Annotated in this window: 15 protein-coding genes and 1 pseudogene; 11 read left to right on the top strand and 5 right to left on the bottom strand. The window is 53.4% G+C overall.

The window, feature by feature from the left end; translation table 11 throughout:
* Positions 1–26 precede the first annotated feature (26 nt).
* A complete protein-coding gene (locus tag EQG79_RS22915) occupies positions 27–941 on the bottom strand; it encodes an ROK family protein (protein WP_077922302.1) in 915 nt (304 codons plus the stop codon).
* A gap of 136 nt (positions 942–1,077) precedes the next feature.
* Positions 1,078–1,752 (bottom strand): SDR family oxidoreductase, encoded by a 675-nt coding sequence (locus EQG79_RS22910; protein WP_077922303.1) that lies wholly within the window; start codon positions 1,750–1,752, stop codon positions 1,078–1,080.
* A gap of 102 nt (positions 1,753–1,854) precedes the next feature.
* Between EQG79_RS22910 and EQG79_RS22905 the strand changes: the two genes are divergently transcribed.
* The 8 genes from EQG79_RS22905 to EQG79_RS22870 all read left to right on the top strand — a co-directional run bounded on the left by EQG79_RS22905 (position 1,855) and on the right by EQG79_RS22870 (position 11,061).
* Positions 1,855–2,586 carry an MlaE family ABC transporter permease gene (locus EQG79_RS22905; protein ID WP_077922304.1) on the top strand — a complete coding sequence of 244 codons (732 nt, stop codon included), beginning with the start codon at positions 1,855–1,857 and terminating at the stop codon, positions 2,584–2,586.
* 93 nt (positions 2,587–2,679) lie between these two features.
* Complete coding sequence (locus tag EQG79_RS22900) at positions 2,680–3,426, top strand: ABC transporter ATP-binding protein (protein ID WP_129604501.1); 747 nt, start codon at positions 2,680–2,682, stop codon at positions 3,424–3,426.
* Between the two features lie 491 nt (positions 3,427–3,917).
* The gene (locus EQG79_RS22895; RefSeq protein WP_129604498.1) at positions 3,918–4,880 is read left to right on the top strand and encodes a hypothetical protein; all 963 of its coding nucleotides are present in this window, start codon (positions 3,918–3,920) and stop codon (positions 4,878–4,880) included.
* A gap of 287 nt (positions 4,881–5,167) precedes the next feature.
* The gene (locus EQG79_RS22890) at positions 5,168–5,437 is read left to right on the top strand and encodes a hypothetical protein (RefSeq protein ID WP_129604496.1); all 270 of its coding nucleotides are present in this window, start codon (positions 5,168–5,170) and stop codon (positions 5,435–5,437) included.
* A gap of 396 nt (positions 5,438–5,833) precedes the next feature.
* Positions 5,834–7,306, top strand: coding sequence for a hypothetical protein (locus EQG79_RS22885; RefSeq protein ID WP_129604494.1), 1,473 nt, complete (start codon positions 5,834–5,836; stop codon positions 7,304–7,306).
* A 339-nt stretch (positions 7,307–7,645) separates the two neighbouring features.
* On the top strand, positions 7,646–8,497 hold the full coding sequence (locus tag EQG79_RS22880; protein ID WP_129604491.1) for a ThuA domain-containing protein: 852 nt from the start codon (positions 7,646–7,648) through the stop codon (positions 8,495–8,497).
* Positions 8,498–8,596: 99 nt separating this feature from the next.
* Positions 8,597–9,784 (top strand): glycoside hydrolase family 5 protein, encoded by a 1,188-nt coding sequence (locus EQG79_RS22875; protein ID WP_206445608.1) that lies wholly within the window; start codon positions 8,597–8,599, stop codon positions 9,782–9,784.
* Positions 9,785–10,047: 263 nt separating this feature from the next.
* Complete coding sequence (locus EQG79_RS22870) at positions 10,048–11,061, top strand: zinc-binding alcohol dehydrogenase family protein (protein WP_129604489.1); 1,014 nt, start codon at positions 10,048–10,050, stop codon at positions 11,059–11,061.
* 142 nt (positions 11,062–11,203) lie between these two features.
* Here EQG79_RS22870 and EQG79_RS22865 read toward each other — a convergent pair whose 3' ends face one another.
* Positions 11,204–12,562 (bottom strand): hypothetical protein, encoded by a 1,359-nt coding sequence (locus EQG79_RS22865; RefSeq protein WP_240699428.1) that lies wholly within the window; start codon positions 12,560–12,562, stop codon positions 11,204–11,206.
* Positions 12,563–13,168: 606 nt separating this feature from the next.
* On the opposite strand from EQG79_RS22865, the gene EQG79_RS22860 reads away from it, so the two are divergent.
* The 3 genes and pseudogenes from EQG79_RS22860 (at position 13,169) to EQG79_RS31365 (ending at position 14,279) form a co-directional block, all read left to right on the top strand.
* Positions 13,169–13,930 carry an IS110 family transposase gene (locus EQG79_RS22860; protein WP_240699427.1) on the top strand — a complete coding sequence of 254 codons (762 nt, stop codon included), beginning with the start codon at positions 13,169–13,171 and terminating at the stop codon, positions 13,928–13,930.
* Positions 13,911–14,009 (top strand): annotated as a pseudogene (locus EQG79_RS31370) (transposase); the annotation flags it as partial. The gene EQG79_RS22860 and the pseudogene EQG79_RS31370, both read left to right, overlap by 20 nt.
* A 6-nt stretch (positions 14,010–14,015) precedes the next feature.
* Positions 14,016–14,279 (top strand): hypothetical protein, encoded by a 264-nt coding sequence (locus EQG79_RS31365; RefSeq protein WP_240699439.1) that lies wholly within the window; start codon positions 14,016–14,018, stop codon positions 14,277–14,279.
* 406 nt (positions 14,280–14,685) lie between these two features.
* Here the strand turns inward: EQG79_RS31365 and EQG79_RS22855 are convergent, their stop codons facing one another.
* Complete coding sequence (locus tag EQG79_RS22855) at positions 14,686–16,728, bottom strand: helix-hairpin-helix domain-containing protein (RefSeq protein WP_240699437.1); 2,043 nt, start codon at positions 16,726–16,728, stop codon at positions 14,686–14,688.
* Between the two features lie 108 nt (positions 16,729–16,836).
* On the bottom strand, positions 16,837–18,105 hold the full coding sequence (locus EQG79_RS22850) for a hypothetical protein (RefSeq protein WP_129604481.1): 1,269 nt from the start codon (positions 18,103–18,105) through the stop codon (positions 16,837–16,839).
* Positions 18,106–18,144 lie beyond the last annotated feature (39 nt).

Genomic DNA, 18,144 nt, shown 5'->3' with positions numbered 1-18,144 from the left:
CAAACTAAGAGGCCGGGGCATACAGACTACTCGAAACACAGCGAGGCTGCGCCCAGCAGGCCCGCGTCGTTGCCAAGGGTGGCTTTCTTGATGGCCAGACCGTTTTTGTAGTAGGGGTTGAGCCAGTAATCGAGGGTGCGGTTCACGGCCGGCATGATGTAATCGAACGAAGCCGACAGCCCGCCACCGATCAGCACCTGTTTGATGTCGAGAATTTTGATCAGCGACGCCAGCCCTTCGCCCAGCATCTCGCCTACCTCGTCCCAGATCTGCTGCGCCAGCTCGTCGCCCTCGGCGGCTGCGGCTACCAGACCCGTTGTCGAGATGTCGCCATCGGCGGGGAGCTGGGTTTCGCCGGCGTATTCGCTCCGGCGCTGGGTGGCCAGTTGCAGCAGCTCTACCTTGCCGATGTTCCGCTCCAGCACCCGGCCGTTGCGCGACGGGATGTGGCCCGGCTCCATGGCGTTTCCGTCGCCCCCGGTAAAGATTTTCTTATTGATGATGGCGGCTCCGCCCACGCCCGTACCGAGCGTAATGAAGATATAGTTCTCGGTAATTTTTTCTTCGGCAAAATAATACTCGCCCAGCGCGGCTGCGTTGGCGTCGTTAGCCAGAAAAAACTGCACTCCTGCAAACCGCTTGGTGAGGATATCGACAATCGGCGTTCCGTTGATTTCGGGAATGGCCGTGATCTCGAGCGCAATGGTCCGGTCAGGACTGAGCATACCAGGCAGGCCAATACCGACCCGTTTTACCTCTTTGTTAGCCAGCAGTTGCAGCGCGACCGCATCGCCGAAGCGATCCATAAAGTGGCCCGACTGGCGCCAGCTGATGGTGTCGTGACTGTAGAAATTGGAAATTTTGCCGGTTGTAGCGTCAACGATTCCCATTTTGACGTTCGTGCCGCCAACATCGATACCCAGATACTCAACAGAAGACATGCTTAATTTTTAAGTTTACAGTTTGCAGTTTACAGGTTCGGGCAAGTGAAGTGGGCCGCAAGATACGAAGGAGTAGCCAGTAGGCAGTGCGTACTGGCCATTCCGGTCTGTTTTACCCCTATCCTTACCCACCGGCTCAGATATCGCCCAGCTGGGGCCGGATCAGAATTTCTTCGACCACGGCGCTCTTCGACAGCGTATAGGCCGCCCAGGCACTGTCGGCCACGTCGTCGGGTTTCATGAACCGGTCTTCGGGCAGGTCGGTGCCTTCCCAGCTGTTGGTCAGCGTAGCGCCCGGCAAAATGGCGGTTACTTTGATGCTGTGCGGCTTGAGTTCCTCGCGCAGCACCCGGCTCATGCCCAGCAGGGCAAATTTAGAGATGCAGTACGAGCCGCCGTTGGTATAGGCCGTAATACTGGCCGTTGAGCACATCATAAAGATATGCCCCCTCCGCTGAATCATCATATCCCGCACCAGCCCACGCGTCAGGTGGTAGGCGCTGGCGACGTTGGTATTCATCAGCTGCTCGAACGTACCCTCGGCTTCGTTATGGATCTGCCCCGGCTGAAACGTGCCGGTATTGTTGACCAGCACCTCAACGGGCCGGTTCAGCGACTGCACGTACCGGACCAGCGCATCGACACCCGTCCGCGTGGCCAGATCGGCCGCAAACGGCAACCGGTCGGGCCCGGCCAGCCCCTCGACCGAACGGGCGCAGACAACCGCTTCGAAGCCTTCGGCAACAAATTTATCAACAATAGCGCGGCCAATGCCTTTCGTACCGCCGGTTACAACAATGAGTGGTTTCATAGGACAAATAACGGTAGAAACCATTCTACCTTTGTTGAGGTTCTCACCAAAAGCCACCTTCTCCCGGCAGGCGGGCGATTATGGGCTTCGCTACACGCTTTTATGTCACGCATAGGCAGCTACTTCATTTTTTTAGGCACGCTCTTCCGGAACCGCGAAAAACTGCGGGTGTACCTCAGCCTGATTCTCAACGAGTGCGTCTCGATCGGGGTTGGCTCGATTTTTATCGTGGCGCTGGTCAATACGTTTATCGGGGCCGTTACCTGCGTACAGACGGCCTATAACCTGACCAATCCCTTCGTACCCAGAAATATTATTGCGCTCATTGTCCGCGACAGTACCATTCTGGAACTGGCCCCTACCCTCTCCTGCATCGTGCTGGCGGGTAAGGTCGGCTCCAACATTGCGGGCGAGCTGGGCACGATGCGTATCACCGAGCAGATCGACGCACTGGAGGTGATGGGTATCAATTCGAGTTCATACCTCGTCTTGCCGAAGGTCATCGCATCGGTGCTGATGTTTCCGCTGCTGGTGATCATGGCCGGGTTTTTGTCTATCCTGGGCGGCTACATTGCCGGTACGCTGGCGGGGGTTATCTCGCCCGAAGAGTACGTATCGGGGCTGCGGTTCGAGTACAAACCGTTTGGCGTCTCGTTTGCGCTGATCAAAACCGTCGTATTCGCCTTTCTGGTGTCGACCATCTCGGCCTACCAGGGCTTCAACGTACGGGGGGGCGCCCTCGAAGTGGGCAGCGCATCGACCTCGGCCGTCACCAACAGCTGTATCGCCATCGTCGTCGCCGACTTCGTCCTGACGCAGGTACTGTTAACTTAATGAGTGATTGAGTGAATGGGTGATTGAGCGGCAGGATAGTCCAGCCTCCGGCCTTTTCACTCATTCACTCAATCACCCATTCACTCATTGTTTATGATCGAGATCAAGAACATAACCAAGACGTTTACCGACCGGCAGGTGCTGGCCGGTATCGACGGTACGTTTCGGCCGGGCGATACGAGTCTGATCATTGGCGGCAGCGGTACGGGGAAAAGCGTGTTGCTGAAGTGCATGATCGGGCTGATTACGCCCGACTCGGGCGAGGTGCTCTACGACGGCCGCAATTTCCTGACCAGCAACATCGACGAGCAGAAGACCATCCGGCGCGAAATGGGCGTCCTGTTTCAGGGATCGGCGCTGTTCGACTCGAAAACGGTGCTCGAGAACGTACGTTTCCCGCTCGACATGCTGACCGAGCAGTCGGCGGCCGAGAAAAACGAGCGGGCGCTGGAGTGTCTGCGACGCGTAGGGCTGGAAGGTGCCGGCGACCGGATGCCGTCGGAGATCAGCGGGGGTATGAAAAAACGGGTCGGTATTGCCCGGGCCATCGTGCTGAACCCCAAATACCTCTTCTGCGACGAACCCAACTCGGGCCTCGACCCGCTGACCTCCATCAAGATCGACCAGCTCATCAAGGAGATCACCGACGAGTACCGCATCACCACCGTCGTGATTACCCACGACATGAACTCGATGATGGAGATTGGCGAGAAGATCATGTTCCTCTACAAAGGCAACAAACTCTGGGAGGGCAACAGCGACACCCTGACCCAGTCTGACGTAGCCGAGCTGAACGAGTTCATTTACGCCAACAAACTCCTCCGCGAAACCGCCCGCTAAGGCCAGCGCCCCGCACAGTAGCCCCCATACGACCCCGGCAGCCAGGCCCTCCCTCACCCGGAACCTGCCCGCCGGGGTCATTTTTATGCCCTCTGCCGGCGAAAAACTACCGTTAACTCACATGATGAACTTTTGATAGTATCTGTCACCACCAGACTACTTCTTTGTATACAGATTAACTAAAGTGTCAACTGTACGCTTAATGATATACAGCTCACTATCAAGCGAATACTATTAAGCGAAGTTGCGTACAATAGTATGTTGGGTGGTGTGAACAGCCAATAACGTAGCGTTCAGGTTTCGGTCGACAGACTGCACTTTAGCAATGGGAAGGTTTATAACAGCAGCTCATGATTTCGGCTGACACAGGATACTTTAGAACGACAAGCCCATAACGGCTTCGGTCGACACGATGTACGTACGAATTATCAAGTTTCACGCTCGGTGTCAAAAAGGCACCTTATATTCTTTTTAAATTAGATGATAATTATATGAGAGCAAGAGAGGTCAACAAAGTTGAACCAATACTCAGAGGATTAATTCACTACTCAATTATTAACTCAATTAACTTCATTGTAGATAAGTGCATGAAGCTTGGGAAAGAGCCACAAGAGCCTGACTTTGTTGCGGCTTTAACGCTGAAATTTACACCAGCCCTTTTCAATATTCTTAAAGCCGCGTTTCCTAAATATAGATTCTCTGTAACAGGTATTTTCTGTCATCAAAAACCCTTAGCTGAGATAGGATTAACAAAGTCTCCCGAAATAGGAGATCTTTTAATTATATACATATATACTGATAAGAGTGGAGTAAAAAAGTTAAATTCTGTTTTGCTCCAAGCTAAAATTTCTAATAAACCTACAGTTACTGTATCAACTGGGGATGAGCACCAACTCAAACTGTATACTGAGTGGCCTCTTTTTACTTATAAAAGGGCTGGTATCCTTACCGGTCACAAAAGAGACATTCTGCCAAAAACCATAAATGATGGAGCACAATATTTATTAATAGATGACCATCCTCTTTACGGGCTTTCTGGAATGACCGGCACTTTCCCGATGGGTTGCGCGACACCTTCTAAAACATTAGATATAAATAATGATTTGACGGAGGAAATAATTGACTTTCTAAAATTCAAATCAGGTAGAGCTTTTGAGGAAAATCCCACATCTACACAAGATGATTGGACAAAAATGATGTGGGATTTTTTAGAAGTGACCAGAAATAAAGCTATCAAAAGAAAAAACGCAGGAATATCAGATCTACCAAGACAAGTCCCTATGGATTATGATGGTTACTGTTTCTTTGAGACAGAAACGGATTCTATTCTCAGAGATTTACACAATCAGTTAGGTGGTGGCGATTCTATTCTCAATTATGATAACTACTTTGACGAAGACAATTTTTCTCCATCACTGATACTCATTGAGAGCAATGAACAAAATGAAGAGTAGAAAATTGTCCGCCCCGCGTGGGCGGCTTGCCGGGCGACAGGTTGCTCGCCCCCGAAGTAAGGCGGTCAGCCCAACCAAATGAGTGTGTAAAGGTTCAGGTACGTTTGTTTCAGTGAGTTGTTCGCCCACCATCAACACTCATTGACGTTGGGCGAGGAGCAAAAAGAGTGGCGTGTTTGTGGGCTTCGGTCGACAGGGAGCACGTCTCGACAGGCAAGTTGTTTGGCTCGTTGGTCGGCTTCAGTCGACACGAGAAACGCCCCAGTAAGCAGGTAAAATAAGAAAATATGGAAAACCCATTTGATAACATGGTTGACGCAATGATGAAGTTGCAACAAACCAACACTCTTAGAATCGTGAAACTTGAATATGAAATAGCAATTCTCAAGCAAATGGTTTTTAAAGATATTGCAGTCCGGTTAGACGCAGACCCGAAAGAGGTTGAGTCTAAATACGAGTCATTGACTCACGTAGCGTTATTAAGCGGTTTTGAAACGATTCTGCTTAGCCTTCCGAATCTCGACGAAGACGAAGTAAAGCGGCACTTAGGGCTGTAAGGTTATTAGGGTCTTGTCGTCAATTTTACGTGGTTGTATGCTCGCATGGGGCAGCTTTCCGTCGACAGGGCGCTTGCCCCGAGGGAAAGTTTGCAGCCCAACCAAACGAGGGTGTGAAGGTTGAAGTGACTATTGTTCAGTTGTGTATTTTACGTAACATCAGCCTTCGCGGCCGTTGGGTACGCCAGACAGGTATAAAATAAGTTTTTCCGTCGCTCCGGCGACAAGCCGCACTTGGGTGACAGGCGGGCTTTTGAGTTCGTTAGTCGGCTCCGATTGACAACATAAACGCCGGAGTTAGGGGATTTTTTGGGGTTATGTCGACACGAAAACCGCCTTGGTTAGGCTGATTTGAGACCCTTTTACCAATTTTAGCAACTATATAAAAGTGAACTAATGAAAATATATTTCACAGATTTTTTCAATGTTGATCCATTAGTTCTTGAAGAATATGGCGCATTCAATATTTCATTAATAAATGACTTACCGCTCTTTATAGACCCATTCCTGCTGTTCGGAAGTAAGAAAGATGAGTATCAAGGCTTACATAATGGTATAATTGAATACTTAACGTTTTTGAAGTCAAAAGCGGAAGCAGGTGTAAGTAATATATCCCAAATTAAATCTTGGTATTTATTTTCCGAAGTCAAACAAAATTGGTTTGGATATAGTATGGTTGGAAATGGGGGGAGTGGACTAGGTGAAAAATTTGGCAGAGCAATGTCCTCTACAATGCATATTGTTTTTGATGATTTAGGCAAAGAGAGGATTACTCAATCTTCACACCTTGAAAAAGTAGGCCTTTTTGAGATAGGCGTTGGGAAAGATAATATTAGTGATTTTACAACAAACCTTACTAAAGAATATCTACTTGAATATACAGAGAAATTTGCTTTAGAACATATTGATGAATCACTTTTGAAAAAGATAAATGTTGACAAGGTATATTTTGATTACCGCCTAGAAAGATGGATGCCTAAAGAATATACATTACCATATTTGTTTAAAGACTTTGTTATATTGACACCCAAAGATATATTAACAAAAGATGATAATTGGATTAACGCTAATGATTTGAGAGGAGATTTTATCAGTATATGCAATGCAATACCGAATGATCAACTTAGACATGAAATCTTTAACTATTTTCAGCATAAGCTGCCAAGACCACCTAAAAACAAACAGAACTCTCAAAAAGAAATATCATTAGCAGTACATGAAACGATTAAACAGTTTCCAGAAATTATAAAATATTACATTCAAAAGAAAGAAGAAAACAAAGAAGGAGCCAAAAATATTTCTCAACAGAGAGTTGAAGAAATTGAAACTATATTTATTTTCCAAATCACTCAGTTAGTTGAAAAATTACTGAGTGATTCTGAATTTTACAAGATAAGGCCTGATACTTCGTATGAGGAAGCCTTGAAAAGAGTGGAATATCTTAAAGACATTATTGAAAATAAAGACGGATACAGACTTTTCTACATTGATCAGAAACCAATTAAACGGGAAGAAGATTTACAAATTATTTATCGACTTACTTGGTTTGCTTCAAATTATGACGTAAACAGAGAAGTTAACAATGGCAGAGGTCCTGTAGACTATGCTGTTTCAAAAGGAGCAAAAAATAAAACTCTTATAGAATTTAAGCTTGCATCAAACTCTAAGTTAAAGCAGAATTTAGAAAAGCAAGTTGAGATCTACGAAAAAGCAAATAACACTCAAAACTCAATAAAAGTTATTTTATATTTTGACTCAGGTGAATTTGAAAAGGTAAGTAAAATTTTGAAAGAGCTTAAAATTGACGATAAACCTAATATTGTATTGATTGACGCAGGAAGGAAAATATCGGCCTCTAATGCAAAGTAAAAAGTTACAAGGCGAAATTTCCGGCGACAGGGATCTCGTCCTGAAGGAGAGTTTGCAGCCCAACCAAGGGGTGTAAAGGCTGGGCGTAGTTCGTGTTCAGGGTGGTTTTGGCACCATCCATTAGCCCCTACGGTCGTAGTATGCGTGTCACTCTCTTATTTCAAGCTAAAATCTACACCTCAGCAGACAACCCAAACGATCAAGTAATCTGGCGTAACAAGCAGGTACACCACTAATAACCAGTTAGTAACCTGATCAATACAGGACGATATGTTCGTAAATTCAGGCCGGTGTCGATATATTTGGGTAACGCATTTACCTGTATCCTGACCGACTTGTATGAAAAAAGTGGCTAAAGTTTTCCTGTATAGCCTGTTGGGCCTGATTCTACTGCTGGTAGCGTCGGCCGGGCTGTTCATCTACAAGGTAAAAAACGGGTTTCCCGTCAGCTACGAAACCGAACCCCCTGCCATTGATTTCCCCGCCAACAAACCGGCGGTGCTGCTGTTCTCGAAAACAACCGGCTATCGGCATGGCGAATCCATCGATGCGTCGAAACCGGTGTTTCGGCAGATGGCCGAACGCAACGGCTGGTTCGTCTACGAAACCGAAGAAGGGGGCGCGTTCAACCCCGAGCAGCTGAAGCAATTCAGGGCGGTTGTTTTCAATAACTCAACCGGGCGGGTGCTGAACGACGAGCAGCAGCAGGCCCTTAGCCAGTACGTCGAAGCGGGGGGTGCTCTGCTGGGTATTCACGGCTCCGGCGACGATTCGCACCACTGGCCCTGGTACGAAAACAACCTGCTGGGCGCCAGATTTTCGCACCACCCCCTCAACCCGCAGCTCCAGCCAACTACCGTGCACCTGGACACTACTACTACCGACTCGACCCTGACGCGGCAGCTCCCCCCAGCCTGGACGCATACCGACGAGTGGTACGTGTTTTTCACCCAGCCCGAGGGCGTTCGGGTTCTGTCGCATATCGACGGCGACAAGATCGTGGCCAACGGAAACGTGCTGCTGATCAACGACAAAAACTTCGGCATGGGCAAGTACCATCCGGTGGCGTGGTACCGGACCGTTGGGCAGGGAAAGACGTTTTATACCTCCATGGGCCACCACGCGCCCGTCTGGCAGGACCCCCATTTTGTCCGGCTCCTGGAAAACGCTCTCCACTGGGCCATCGACTGATTACCGGCTGGTTCGGGATGCGGCCACGTCCGAATGACAGCGGGCGCGACGCTCAGCCCTGTTCAGCCAGCTACCACCCTCCGCCAAATGCCTTCTGCTATGCAACTGCTGACGCTACGGTCTGTTTTTTATCTGCTTCTGTTCAGCACAGTACTGCCGGGATGCCAACAGAACGAGACTGCCCCTCCGGCTACCCTTTTTCCGAGCTATAATACTGCACCTGTAGCACCCGACCGGGCCGGTATGGGGCGCAACGCGCTTCAGCTGTCCACCGCTATCAGCCACGGCATCAACATCGGAAATACCCTGGAGGCCATGGGTGGCGAAACCAGATGGGGTAACCCGCTGATCACCAAAGCTTATATCGACCTGCTGAAACAGAGCGGTTTTAACGCCGTCCGGCTTCCGTGTTCATGGGACCAGTATGCCGATGCCAGTACAGCCCGCATCAGAACCGACTGGCTCGACCGCGTCGAACAGGTTATCCGGTATTGTATCGATAACGATATGTATGTACTGCTCAATATTCACTGGGATGGCGGCTGGCTGGAGTCAAACTGCACCGCCGAAAAACAGGCCATTACCAACGCAAAACAGAAAGCCTTTTGGGAGCAGATTGCCACCCGAATGCGGCATTTCGATGAGCATCTGCTTTTTGCCAGTGCTAACGAACCCGCCGTGAAGGATGCTGCCCAGCAGGAGATTCTGCTCACCTACCACCAGACTTTTATCGACGCCGTTCGCTCCACCGGCGGTAAAAATGCCTACCGGGTTCTGGTTGTTCAGGGGCCCATGACCGATATAGAAACAACCAACAAACTCATGACTAGACTGCCCGCAGATGAGGTACCTGACAGGCTGATGGTAGAGGTTCATTATTACACGCCCTGGAATTTTACCGGCATGACCAAAGATGAGGCCTGGGGTAATCAGTTCTTCTACTGGGGCAAAGGCAATCATTCGGCAACCGATCTGGCTCATAACCCGACCTATGGCGAAGAATCGACCGTCGACGCGGCCTTCAGGTCGATGAAAACGCAGTTTATCGATAAAGGCATTCCGGTCCTCCTGGGTGAGTATGGCTGTCAGTTACGCACCAATCTGACAGGCGATGCCTTCAGGCTGCACCAGGCCAGCAGAATTTATTATATCGGCTACGTAACCCGGCAGGCCAGAGCCAACGGTCTGTTACCGTTTTTCTGGGATACGGGCAGCTCCGGCGCTATTTTCGACCGGCATAGCAACCGCATAGAAGACTCGTCGGCGCTCGACGCTTTGCTGAAGTAGTTAACTACGGTAACGTACTGTAACACAATTACGTAACTGAGCCATCCCATCGGCCCCGGACCTGTTTACGGCTCCGGCTACCCTGCCGGCCTACGCCCCCCACTCCGCCAGACAGCGCCAGTCGGGTGCTGATTCAAATTTTTTTCGGAGAAAAATTGGTTATCCAGCCGTGAAGGCCGCTTATGAACAGCGGCTGGCGGGCCGGGAAACCTGACAGGCAGTACCACCGCCCACGGCAACGAACAGACTTAAGTCAACTTATTATGAAAGCAGTAGGGTTCACGACTTCGCTCGCCATTACAGAGCCAGCAAGCTTTATCGACGTCGACATCGACAAACCGGTTCCGGCCGGGCATGACCTGCTGGTCAAGGTCAGGGCCGTATCGGTCAATCCGGTCGATTTTAAAATTCGACAGAACTCGGCCAAAGATACGGTACTCGACCAGCCCAAAATCATCGGCTGGGATGCCGTAGGGGTCGTAGAAGCCGTGGGTAGCGACGTCAGCCTGTTCAGCGTGGGCGATGCGGTCTACTACGCCGGCGACATAACCCGGTCGGGCAGCAACGCCGACTACCAGCTGATCGACGAGCGGATCGTGGGCCGCAAACCGGCTACCCTTTCGGACGAAGCCGCTGCCGCCATGCCGCTGACCGCCCTGACCGCCTGGGAAATCTTCTTCGACCGGATGCGGCTGTCGGCCGACCGCGACCGGGACAAAACGCTGCTGATCATCGGCGGGGCCGGGGGCGTGGGGTCCATTGCGATTCAGCTGGCCAAAAAACTGCTGGGCCTGCGCGTAATTGCCACCGCATCGCGCCCCGAAACCATCGACTGGTGCCGCCAGATGGGTGCCGACCAGGTCGTCAATCACCGCAACCTGGTGGAGGACGTCCGGAACGCGGGTTTCCGGCAGGTCGACTACATTGTCGACTTCGTGGATACCAACGCCTACTGGGATGCGATGGCCGAGCTGATCAAACCGCAGGGCCATATTGCCTCCATTACGGGCAGCGCTACCCCGGTGGCGCTGAACAAGCTCAAGAGCAAAAGCGTCAGTTTTTCGTGGGAGCTGATGTTTACCCGCTCCACCTACCAGACCGACGACATGATCGAGCAGCACCACATCCTGAACCGGGTGGCCGACCTGCTCGACGAAGGGGTGCTGCAAACCACCATTACCCAGACCCTGCAGGGTCTGACGGCCGATACGCTGAAGCAGGCCCACGCGCAGCTCGAATCGGGAACAACGATCGGGAAACTAGTTATTTCGTTCTGAGTACGGACCGGATCAGTCGATACAAAAGCCTATCGGAGCCGCAGCAGAACTGGCTGGCGATATGCCCGGCAGGTTACCATCACGGTTTTCCGGTACCGTAGCTGTTTTTGTCATGATGACGAAATAAGTGCCCCTCCTGCCCTTAATTTTCCGGCACGTACCAGAAGGGGATGGTGACCAGCTCTTCGGCTTTGGCGAGCGAGTCGGGCTGAATGGCAATGCGCAGGTTGTTTCTACCGGTTTTGAGGTTTCCGGGCACCAGTACCGTCTGCCAGCCGCGCTGCTCCTGCGGGCCGCGTTTGGTAAAGAGCAAATCGGGGGTGGCGTAGAGTGAGTCGTTGACGGAAATACGCATGAGCCGGTTGGTCTGCTGGCTGCTCCAGTTGGCAAAAAGCCGGTATCGTTCGGTTCGTGGCAGGGTGTCGCTCCAGTCAGGTCTGGCAGACAGCCGGGTCAGCAGGGTGTCCAGCGCTTTAGGATAGGCGATGAACAGCCGGATGTAAGGCTCGCGGATCACGTCGGCCTGAATGGCGGCTGCATCGACATAATCGGCTTCGGCACGCTGGTTATCGTAGGCAACCGGGTTCAGGTACAGGCTATCGACCCGGGCGGTGTAGAGGTGCCGTCGGTTCAGGGTCGACACCCGCCGGTCCATACGCGACAGGTCCGCTGTAAACTCCACCATTATCAACACAAGAAAAACAACCATCATTACCCCTAATGCCCACATGATTTTTTTATAGGGCAGATGGCTGTAGAAGGTATTGGTGATGAAGGCAAACGGCTTGTACAGACCCCAGGATAACAGCCTGCTGATGGATGTGAACCGGTAATGGACCACAACGCCGACGGGATGTGCCCTCACCTGGGGTAAACTCAGCACAATGCTGGTCAGCATAAAAAGTCCAAACAATACCCCGGCTCCGATCTTGACGTACAGCCAGGCTTCGGCTGGTATCAGCGGTCGAAGCACCGAGTGAATCCCCAGAATGATCAGGTAGAAGGATGCCACCAGAACCAGGATAAGTACGAACAGGAAAGCCACGGCAAAAACGATGTTGCAGCGCTGGTCGAGCCGCAGGATATACCGGTCGAGCGAACCGAGTTCGTCGGCCATTTTTTTCTGCGCATAGGGTGTCGTAAACGGAATCCGGTCATAGTGAACGCCGGTCGGGTATACGGCCAGCAGGCCCACCAGCCCCACCCAGAACGCCCGCATCACGAAGTTGGTCAGGAACGCCAGGAACAGTACATAACAGGTTGCCTTTATCATGCTGTAAGCCAGCGAGAGAATGAGCGCCTGCATACCGGATGTCTGGCTCGTGAAGTTGTACCGGATGTAATCGAAGAACTGATCGAGCAGTTCGGGCAGTTGCAGTATGGCAAACAGGGCGGCCCCGGAAATAACGAGTTCCAGGTTCCAGCTCTGGGTGGTCAGTTCGCGCAGTTTTTCCTGCTGATCGGGCGGGAGGGCGGGCTCGGGCGTAATCGGTTCAGTCACATCGGTTGGGATAGGCATCTGCCGAAATTAACGAAAAAGCTAAAGTCTATGCGCTTCGGCGAGTATTATCCCCTCTTTTTTATGATGGATCGGTATACGGGCAGCCCCGCCCCTGTTGAGGTATCGTATTATGAATTTGTTATAGGCTATTGACAGGCTGCCCCTCCGGGGTTAGGGGTGCGCTGGTTAAAACGTTAAAGCCATGCAGACAGCCCGTCTTACACCCCCCAGCCCCGCGACAGCGGCCCGGCCTAAGAGGTTGTTTGGGGAAGGGTTGATAAGCAGGTAAAGTCATAGAGAGACCGGACTTTGCCCCCCAGCCCCCTAAAGGGACGGTCGGCCGCTCATATCTTTGTTTTGAGTTGAGTCTGTCAGAAAAAGTGCAATTTATGAGCAAGACCTGACACGGGTAGCCAGTACCTCGGGTCGGCCGCTGAGACACCCTCCGGTGATCTTGATCAGGCTGGTTGTGCTGGCTCCCCTGTCCCCTTTCCAATCAGCTCCGACAGTACCCATAGAAGTGGTTGTAACTACTATCTCCAATCGATGTGCCAGAGCCAGGAAAGCCGTCAGGTGGTTTCTGTTTCACTTTTCCCCCGCTTGGTTATGCAAACCTTCTTACGCCAGTGTGTTGGGCTGGACATCAGCAAAGATACCCTCCAGGTAGGCCTATCAGTGATTGACCAGACCGGCAAAGTCACCCTTAAAGCCACCACCAAAGTAGCCAACAAGCCAGCGGGCTTTCTTACCCTACTCAGTTGGGTGGCCCGCCATCGTAAGCAAGACTTACCGCTTACCTACCTGATGGAATCGACCGGCGTCTACCACGAAGCGGTGGCTTGGTTTCTCCATCAGCAGGATCAACCGGTCAGTATCTTACTGCCCAATAAAGCGAAATACTATCTTAAGAGCTTAGGCTACAAGTCCAAGAACGACAAAATCGATGCCCAGGGCTTGTCTCGCATGGGCCTTGAGCAGCGAGTACCACTCTGGAAACCTCTCTCCAAGAACCTATACGCCTTGCGGCTATTGACTCGCCAACACCAACGCCTGCAAGAACTGCGAACCCAGTCCACCAATCAGCAACATGCCCTGGAACACAGTGCCTTTGACAATGGCTTTATCACTAAACAACTGACCAACTTGGTCAAGGTATACGACCAACAACTAACCGCCTTAGAGCAAGCCATTATCCAACTCATCAACGATGATGCTGTGCTCAAACCACGCATCGAGCAGTTGGTCAAGATTAAAGGCTTGGCCTTACTATCGGTAGCGGTGCTGGTGGCCGAGACCAACGGCTTCGAGCGGGGCGCCCCGTGGCGGCTTCACCAACCAGCGCCACCTAGTGAGCTATGCGGGTTATGACGTAGTGGAGAATCAGTCTGGCAACCACTCAGGCAAAACCCGTATCTCTAAAAAGGGGAACAGTCGCCTGCGTCGTATACTGCACATGCCGGCCTTCAATGCCGTTCGCTTCAACGAGCCGACCTGTAAAGCGCTGTATGATCGGGTGTTTGAGCGAACCCACATCAAGATGAAAGCTTATGTAGCAGTTCAGAAGCGGTTGCTGCTGATGGCCTACGCCTTGTGGCGTCACGGGGTTGAGTACGACCCTTTGTACTTAGTGAACCGGGCCAGTGGGGACAAAAAAATAGTCCCGACCGGCGGGACTACCCAGGATCAACTGACCGGGGCCGAGTTGTCCTACTTGTAGTCCAAAGATATGAAAATAATCCTAACGTAAAACTTGACTTTCACGACAGTACCAGCCGGAGCCCATTCGGCGGGGTTACCTCCCCCTTTAGGGGGTTGGGGGGGTAAATAGGCTGCCCCCCAGCCCCCTAAAGTCCGCCAGCATCTTCCCCAAACAACCCCCAAAGGGGGTGTTTGGGGAAGGAGTTTATGTGAATTCCACTAGCCCGAATCGCTACCGTTTCACCCCCCCGCCCCCTAAAGGGGGAGCCCATTCGGCGGAGCTAACTCCCCCTTTAGGGGGCGGGGGGTAAATAGGCAGCCCTTAGAGCCGGTAGAAGCACAACGAATCCTACCTCCCCATAGCCCCGGAGGGGCGGCCTGTCAATGAAACCGCTGAACCCGAACGGCATTGCTCCCGACGGCGATTAAAAACGCCAGCGGGCCTGGACTTTAACTTCGGTTTTGTGGGGCGCGTCGATCTGGTCGAGGTCAGAGCCTACGGTGGTCTGGTTGGTGAGGTCGGTACGGGCCCAGCGGAGCCACAGGTCCAGATGACGGCTCAGGTTGTACTGCACCAGCACATAATGCCGGATACCCCGGTTAAAATAGGCCGGAAACGAAAACGCGTACAGTACATCGCGCTCGTATACATACTGCCGACTGTCGTAATCATCGGTACCAAAAAGAGCCGCCCGCCCGCTCAGGCTCCAGCGCCGGCGCTCGTACTGCACATCCTGCACCAGCGCGAAACCGGTAGACCGGGCGCGACCCGCGTAGGCAAAGCTCCCCTGCTGAACGCGGGACCGCAGGGCCAGCCCCCGCGCCAGGGTATATTCGGCATTGAGGGCCAGGCTTCGGCGCGTAGTCCGTACCACCTCGTCGGTCTTGCTGCCGGGCAGGTTCTTCTCTTTTCGCTCGTCGTGAAAAACGGCATAGAACGTGGTTTGCCGGTTGGGCGTGTAGCGGATCTGCATCAGGTAATCGAAACCCGACGACGGCGTATCGACCAGGTACTTCAGCCACGGAAACCGATACACATCGACGAAGCCGCTCACGGCCAGCTTCCGGTAAATGGTGTATTTCAACCCCGTATAAACACCCGTTTCGTTCTGGCTGCGGCTGCTTTCGCTGAACGCGTTGGCATAAAAACTGTGAAAATTACGGTCATAATGCCGCAGCACCACGGCCAGATCGAGCTGTTTGGTCAGGCTAGCCAGCGCACCCCCAACGGCACCCGTCCCCCCGCTGCTGGTCTGCGAGCCGCTACTCCGGGCCACCTCCCCGAAGAAATTCCAGTTGTTCCAGACGTAGCCGCCGTGCAGGCCGATGACCCGATTGGTTGTGCCGGTGAATTCGTAGCGGTTATACGGCAGGTTGCGCTTCCGAAAGAACAGATCGTAGGTTGTAGACAAGGCCGTCAGCCCCAGCTGCAGCTGGTGGCGGTTGTGGTAGAGCAGGTGCAGGCCCACGTTCGTTTCGAGCAGGCGACCCTGATCATCCCGTTCCGAGGGGGTTCGGTGCAGCCCCGACGTTTGCAGCGAGGTAGCGATGAGTTCGTCGGTGGTGCTGCCTGCCGTCGTGTTGGCGTCGCGCCGGTTTCGGGCGGCCAGCAGGGTCAGGTCAAGCCGGGGATGCAGGGCGTAGGTGGCCGTAGCGCCCCGAAAGTAGCCGTATTCAGTCAGCGAAGTGTAGGGCCGGGCACCCAGCGTCGGGCGTCGAACTGTCTGAACCGTTTCGGCACTCTTGCCCAGCACGAACCCCGCCGACAGAACCAGCCCCTGCCCGACCTGCATCTGGTAGTCGCCGAGCGTTATGTTGCGCCAGCGGCCCCGGTTCTGGAGTTGCAGATGAAACGAGACGTAATCCAGCCCATGCCGACGCGCCGAGGGTTGCCAGCCCAGTATCTCGCCGGGGTCTTTCTCAACGGTCAGGCCGAAGCTGAACGCGCGCGGCCGGCTGTAGCGATACCGGGCGAACCACTGCCCCGGGCTACCCAGATAGCGCGTGGGCAGGCTTCCGTTTCTGTTGGGCGTAGCCGCAGAAAATCCTTTTTGCCGTTCCAGTAGCTGCTCGAAGCGCAGCAGCACGTAGTGATCGGTGGGCGTGGGCATGGCCCCCAGCAGGCGCGGGCTGTCCAACACCGTCACGAACGGCAGCAGCCGACGAATGGTGGGCAGGTCGAAGCCCGGAACGGCCTGCAGCTCGTAAATAGACAGCAGGTCACCAGCGTCGGCGCGGTACGTAAGCAGGCTGTTTAGCTGGCGTTCGGAGAGCAGGTAGGTAGCGGCCAGCTCGTCGCGGGTGGCGGTATTCAGATCGAGCGGGCTGGCATAGAGCTGGGTCAGCACATCGAACACCGACTGATAATCGATGCCTTCGGTCTGTACGGGAAAGAGATCCTGCAAAAACTGGCTGATGTCGCCGTTGGTCCGGTCAGGGGGCGGCTGGGCTGCGGCCCAGCCGGCTATGAACCAGCAGCAGGCTGCGATCAGAACGAAAGGTTTCAAGGTACGGCGTCGTGATTCGTGGGGCTATGCTGACAGTCAGCCTACTCCGACGAATCACGACGCAGCCCGTCACGCAAACCGGCGCTTCAGAATTTCGACCAGCTCGCTCACCTCGTCGCTGCTCATGTCCCACAGGTACTGCGAGGCATAGCGGTACGAGATCAGATCGAGCGCCTGCCCGTAGTTGTCGAGCGAGTCGATTTCTTCGATGGCCTGGTTATAGGCGTTGGTATTGCCGTTGAACAACTGGTTGATAAACCGGAATTTCTGGTTCAGCGAGATGCTCCGCGCCACGCTCTCGATCGGCGCCCGGTTAAACGTCTCGGCCACGGTTACCGGCTCCGCCACCGCCGTTTCGCGCAGGGTCTGGTTCAGCGACGGGGCCTGCTCGGCCGGGCTCTCGGTGCGGCCCGACAGACCGATATCGGTCGAGGAAGGCTCGGACAGGGCACCGGTTGGCAGCTGCGACGGGTAGGCCGTTGGCGCAACAGGCTCGGGTCCGCTCACATCGCCCAGGAACATAGACCCACCCGACGACGACTCATCGACCGCCACCGGAGCGGGGGTTGGGTCGGGCTGCGGGGCGGTAGCGGGCTCCACATCGGCCGGCACCGCATCGGGCGGCACCATGGGCGCGGGGGGCAGGGCCGACTCGGTGGCCGCATCGAAGAACGAACGGGCCGGAGCCGCCGGAAATCCATCGGGTACGTGGCTCCGGAGCAGGGCCGCCACATCCATCGGCACTTTCTCGGAGAAGAGCGCCACAAACTTATCGTAATGCTCCAGCTCGTGGCCCCGCTGCGTCAGCGCTTCGTCGAGGTAGGTCAGGGCCTGGTTGACGTAAATGAACGGCTTCCCGTTCATCCGCTGCGCCAGATAGGCCGGAACAAACTGGTTGATTTTGGTATATCGGTTAATCTGTTTGATGGCCGAGGCCGTCAGGGTAAACTCGGGCTGGCTCCGCAGCAGGTCGTCGAAATAAGCCCGCGGGTCGAAGATCATAATGATCGTCCGGCGAACGGCATCGGCCAGGAGCGGCTCGAGGTGTTCGCGCCGGACGGAAATATGCTGCGACACCACGTTCATGAAATGCTGCAAAGCCTCCTGCACCTCCATGTGGGAGAAGTCGAAATAAGGGCTGCGAAACTTCTCCGCATCGGCCTGCCATTTATCCGACAACGCACTGACGACAAACAAATTGATCTGACTGATGGGCGTCAGCGACAGAATCTGCTGGCCGCTGATGGTTGAGTGCTGCTGGTAAAAATCGGCCGCAATCCGACGGGCGTAGGACTTGCTGTACTCGGTAAGAGCGTTCGTATTAAACTTGTTCGACATCAGTAAAATCCTTTGCTTTGTAAATATATCCTTTTCAAA

This window comes from Spirosoma sordidisoli (assembly GCF_004138325.1).
GTDB classification, from domain to species: Bacteria; Bacteroidota; Bacteroidia; order Cytophagales; family Spirosomataceae; genus Spirosoma; species Spirosoma sordidisoli.
This window is presented reverse-complemented; position numbering and strand designations above follow the sequence as displayed.

Bases quoted from the DNA above. Each gene is read 5' to 3' on its own strand.
- EQG79_RS22915 (WP_077922302.1), bottom strand. From the start codon at position 941: ATGTCTTCTGTTGAGTATCTGGGTATCGATGTTGGCGGCACGAACGTC.
- EQG79_RS22910 (WP_077922303.1), bottom strand. From the start codon at position 1,752: ATGAAACCACTCATTGTTGTAACCGGCGGTACGAAAGGCATTGGCCGC.
- EQG79_RS22905 (WP_077922304.1), top strand. From the start codon at position 1,855: ATGTCACGCATAGGCAGCTACTTCATTTTTTTAGGCACGCTCTTCCGG.
- EQG79_RS22900 (WP_129604501.1), top strand. From the start codon at position 2,680: ATGATCGAGATCAAGAACATAACCAAGACGTTTACCGACCGGCAGGTG.
- EQG79_RS22895 (WP_129604498.1), top strand. From the start codon at position 3,918: ATGAGAGCAAGAGAGGTCAACAAAGTTGAACCAATACTCAGAGGATTA.
- EQG79_RS22890 (WP_129604496.1), top strand. From the start codon at position 5,168: ATGGAAAACCCATTTGATAACATGGTTGACGCAATGATGAAGTTGCAA.
- EQG79_RS22885 (WP_129604494.1), top strand. From the start codon at position 5,834: ATGAAAATATATTTCACAGATTTTTTCAATGTTGATCCATTAGTTCTT.
- EQG79_RS22880 (WP_129604491.1), top strand. From the start codon at position 7,646: ATGAAAAAAGTGGCTAAAGTTTTCCTGTATAGCCTGTTGGGCCTGATT.
- EQG79_RS22875 (WP_206445608.1), top strand. From the start codon at position 8,597: ATGCAACTGCTGACGCTACGGTCTGTTTTTTATCTGCTTCTGTTCAGC.
- EQG79_RS22870 (WP_129604489.1), top strand. From the start codon at position 10,048: ATGAAAGCAGTAGGGTTCACGACTTCGCTCGCCATTACAGAGCCAGCA.
- EQG79_RS22860 (WP_240699427.1), top strand. From the start codon at position 13,169: ATGCAAACCTTCTTACGCCAGTGTGTTGGGCTGGACATCAGCAAAGAT.
- EQG79_RS31365 (WP_240699439.1), top strand. From the start codon at position 14,016: ATGCCGGCCTTCAATGCCGTTCGCTTCAACGAGCCGACCTGTAAAGCG.
- EQG79_RS22850 (WP_129604481.1), bottom strand. From the start codon at position 18,105: ATGTCGAACAAGTTTAATACGAACGCTCTTACCGAGTACAGCAAGTCC.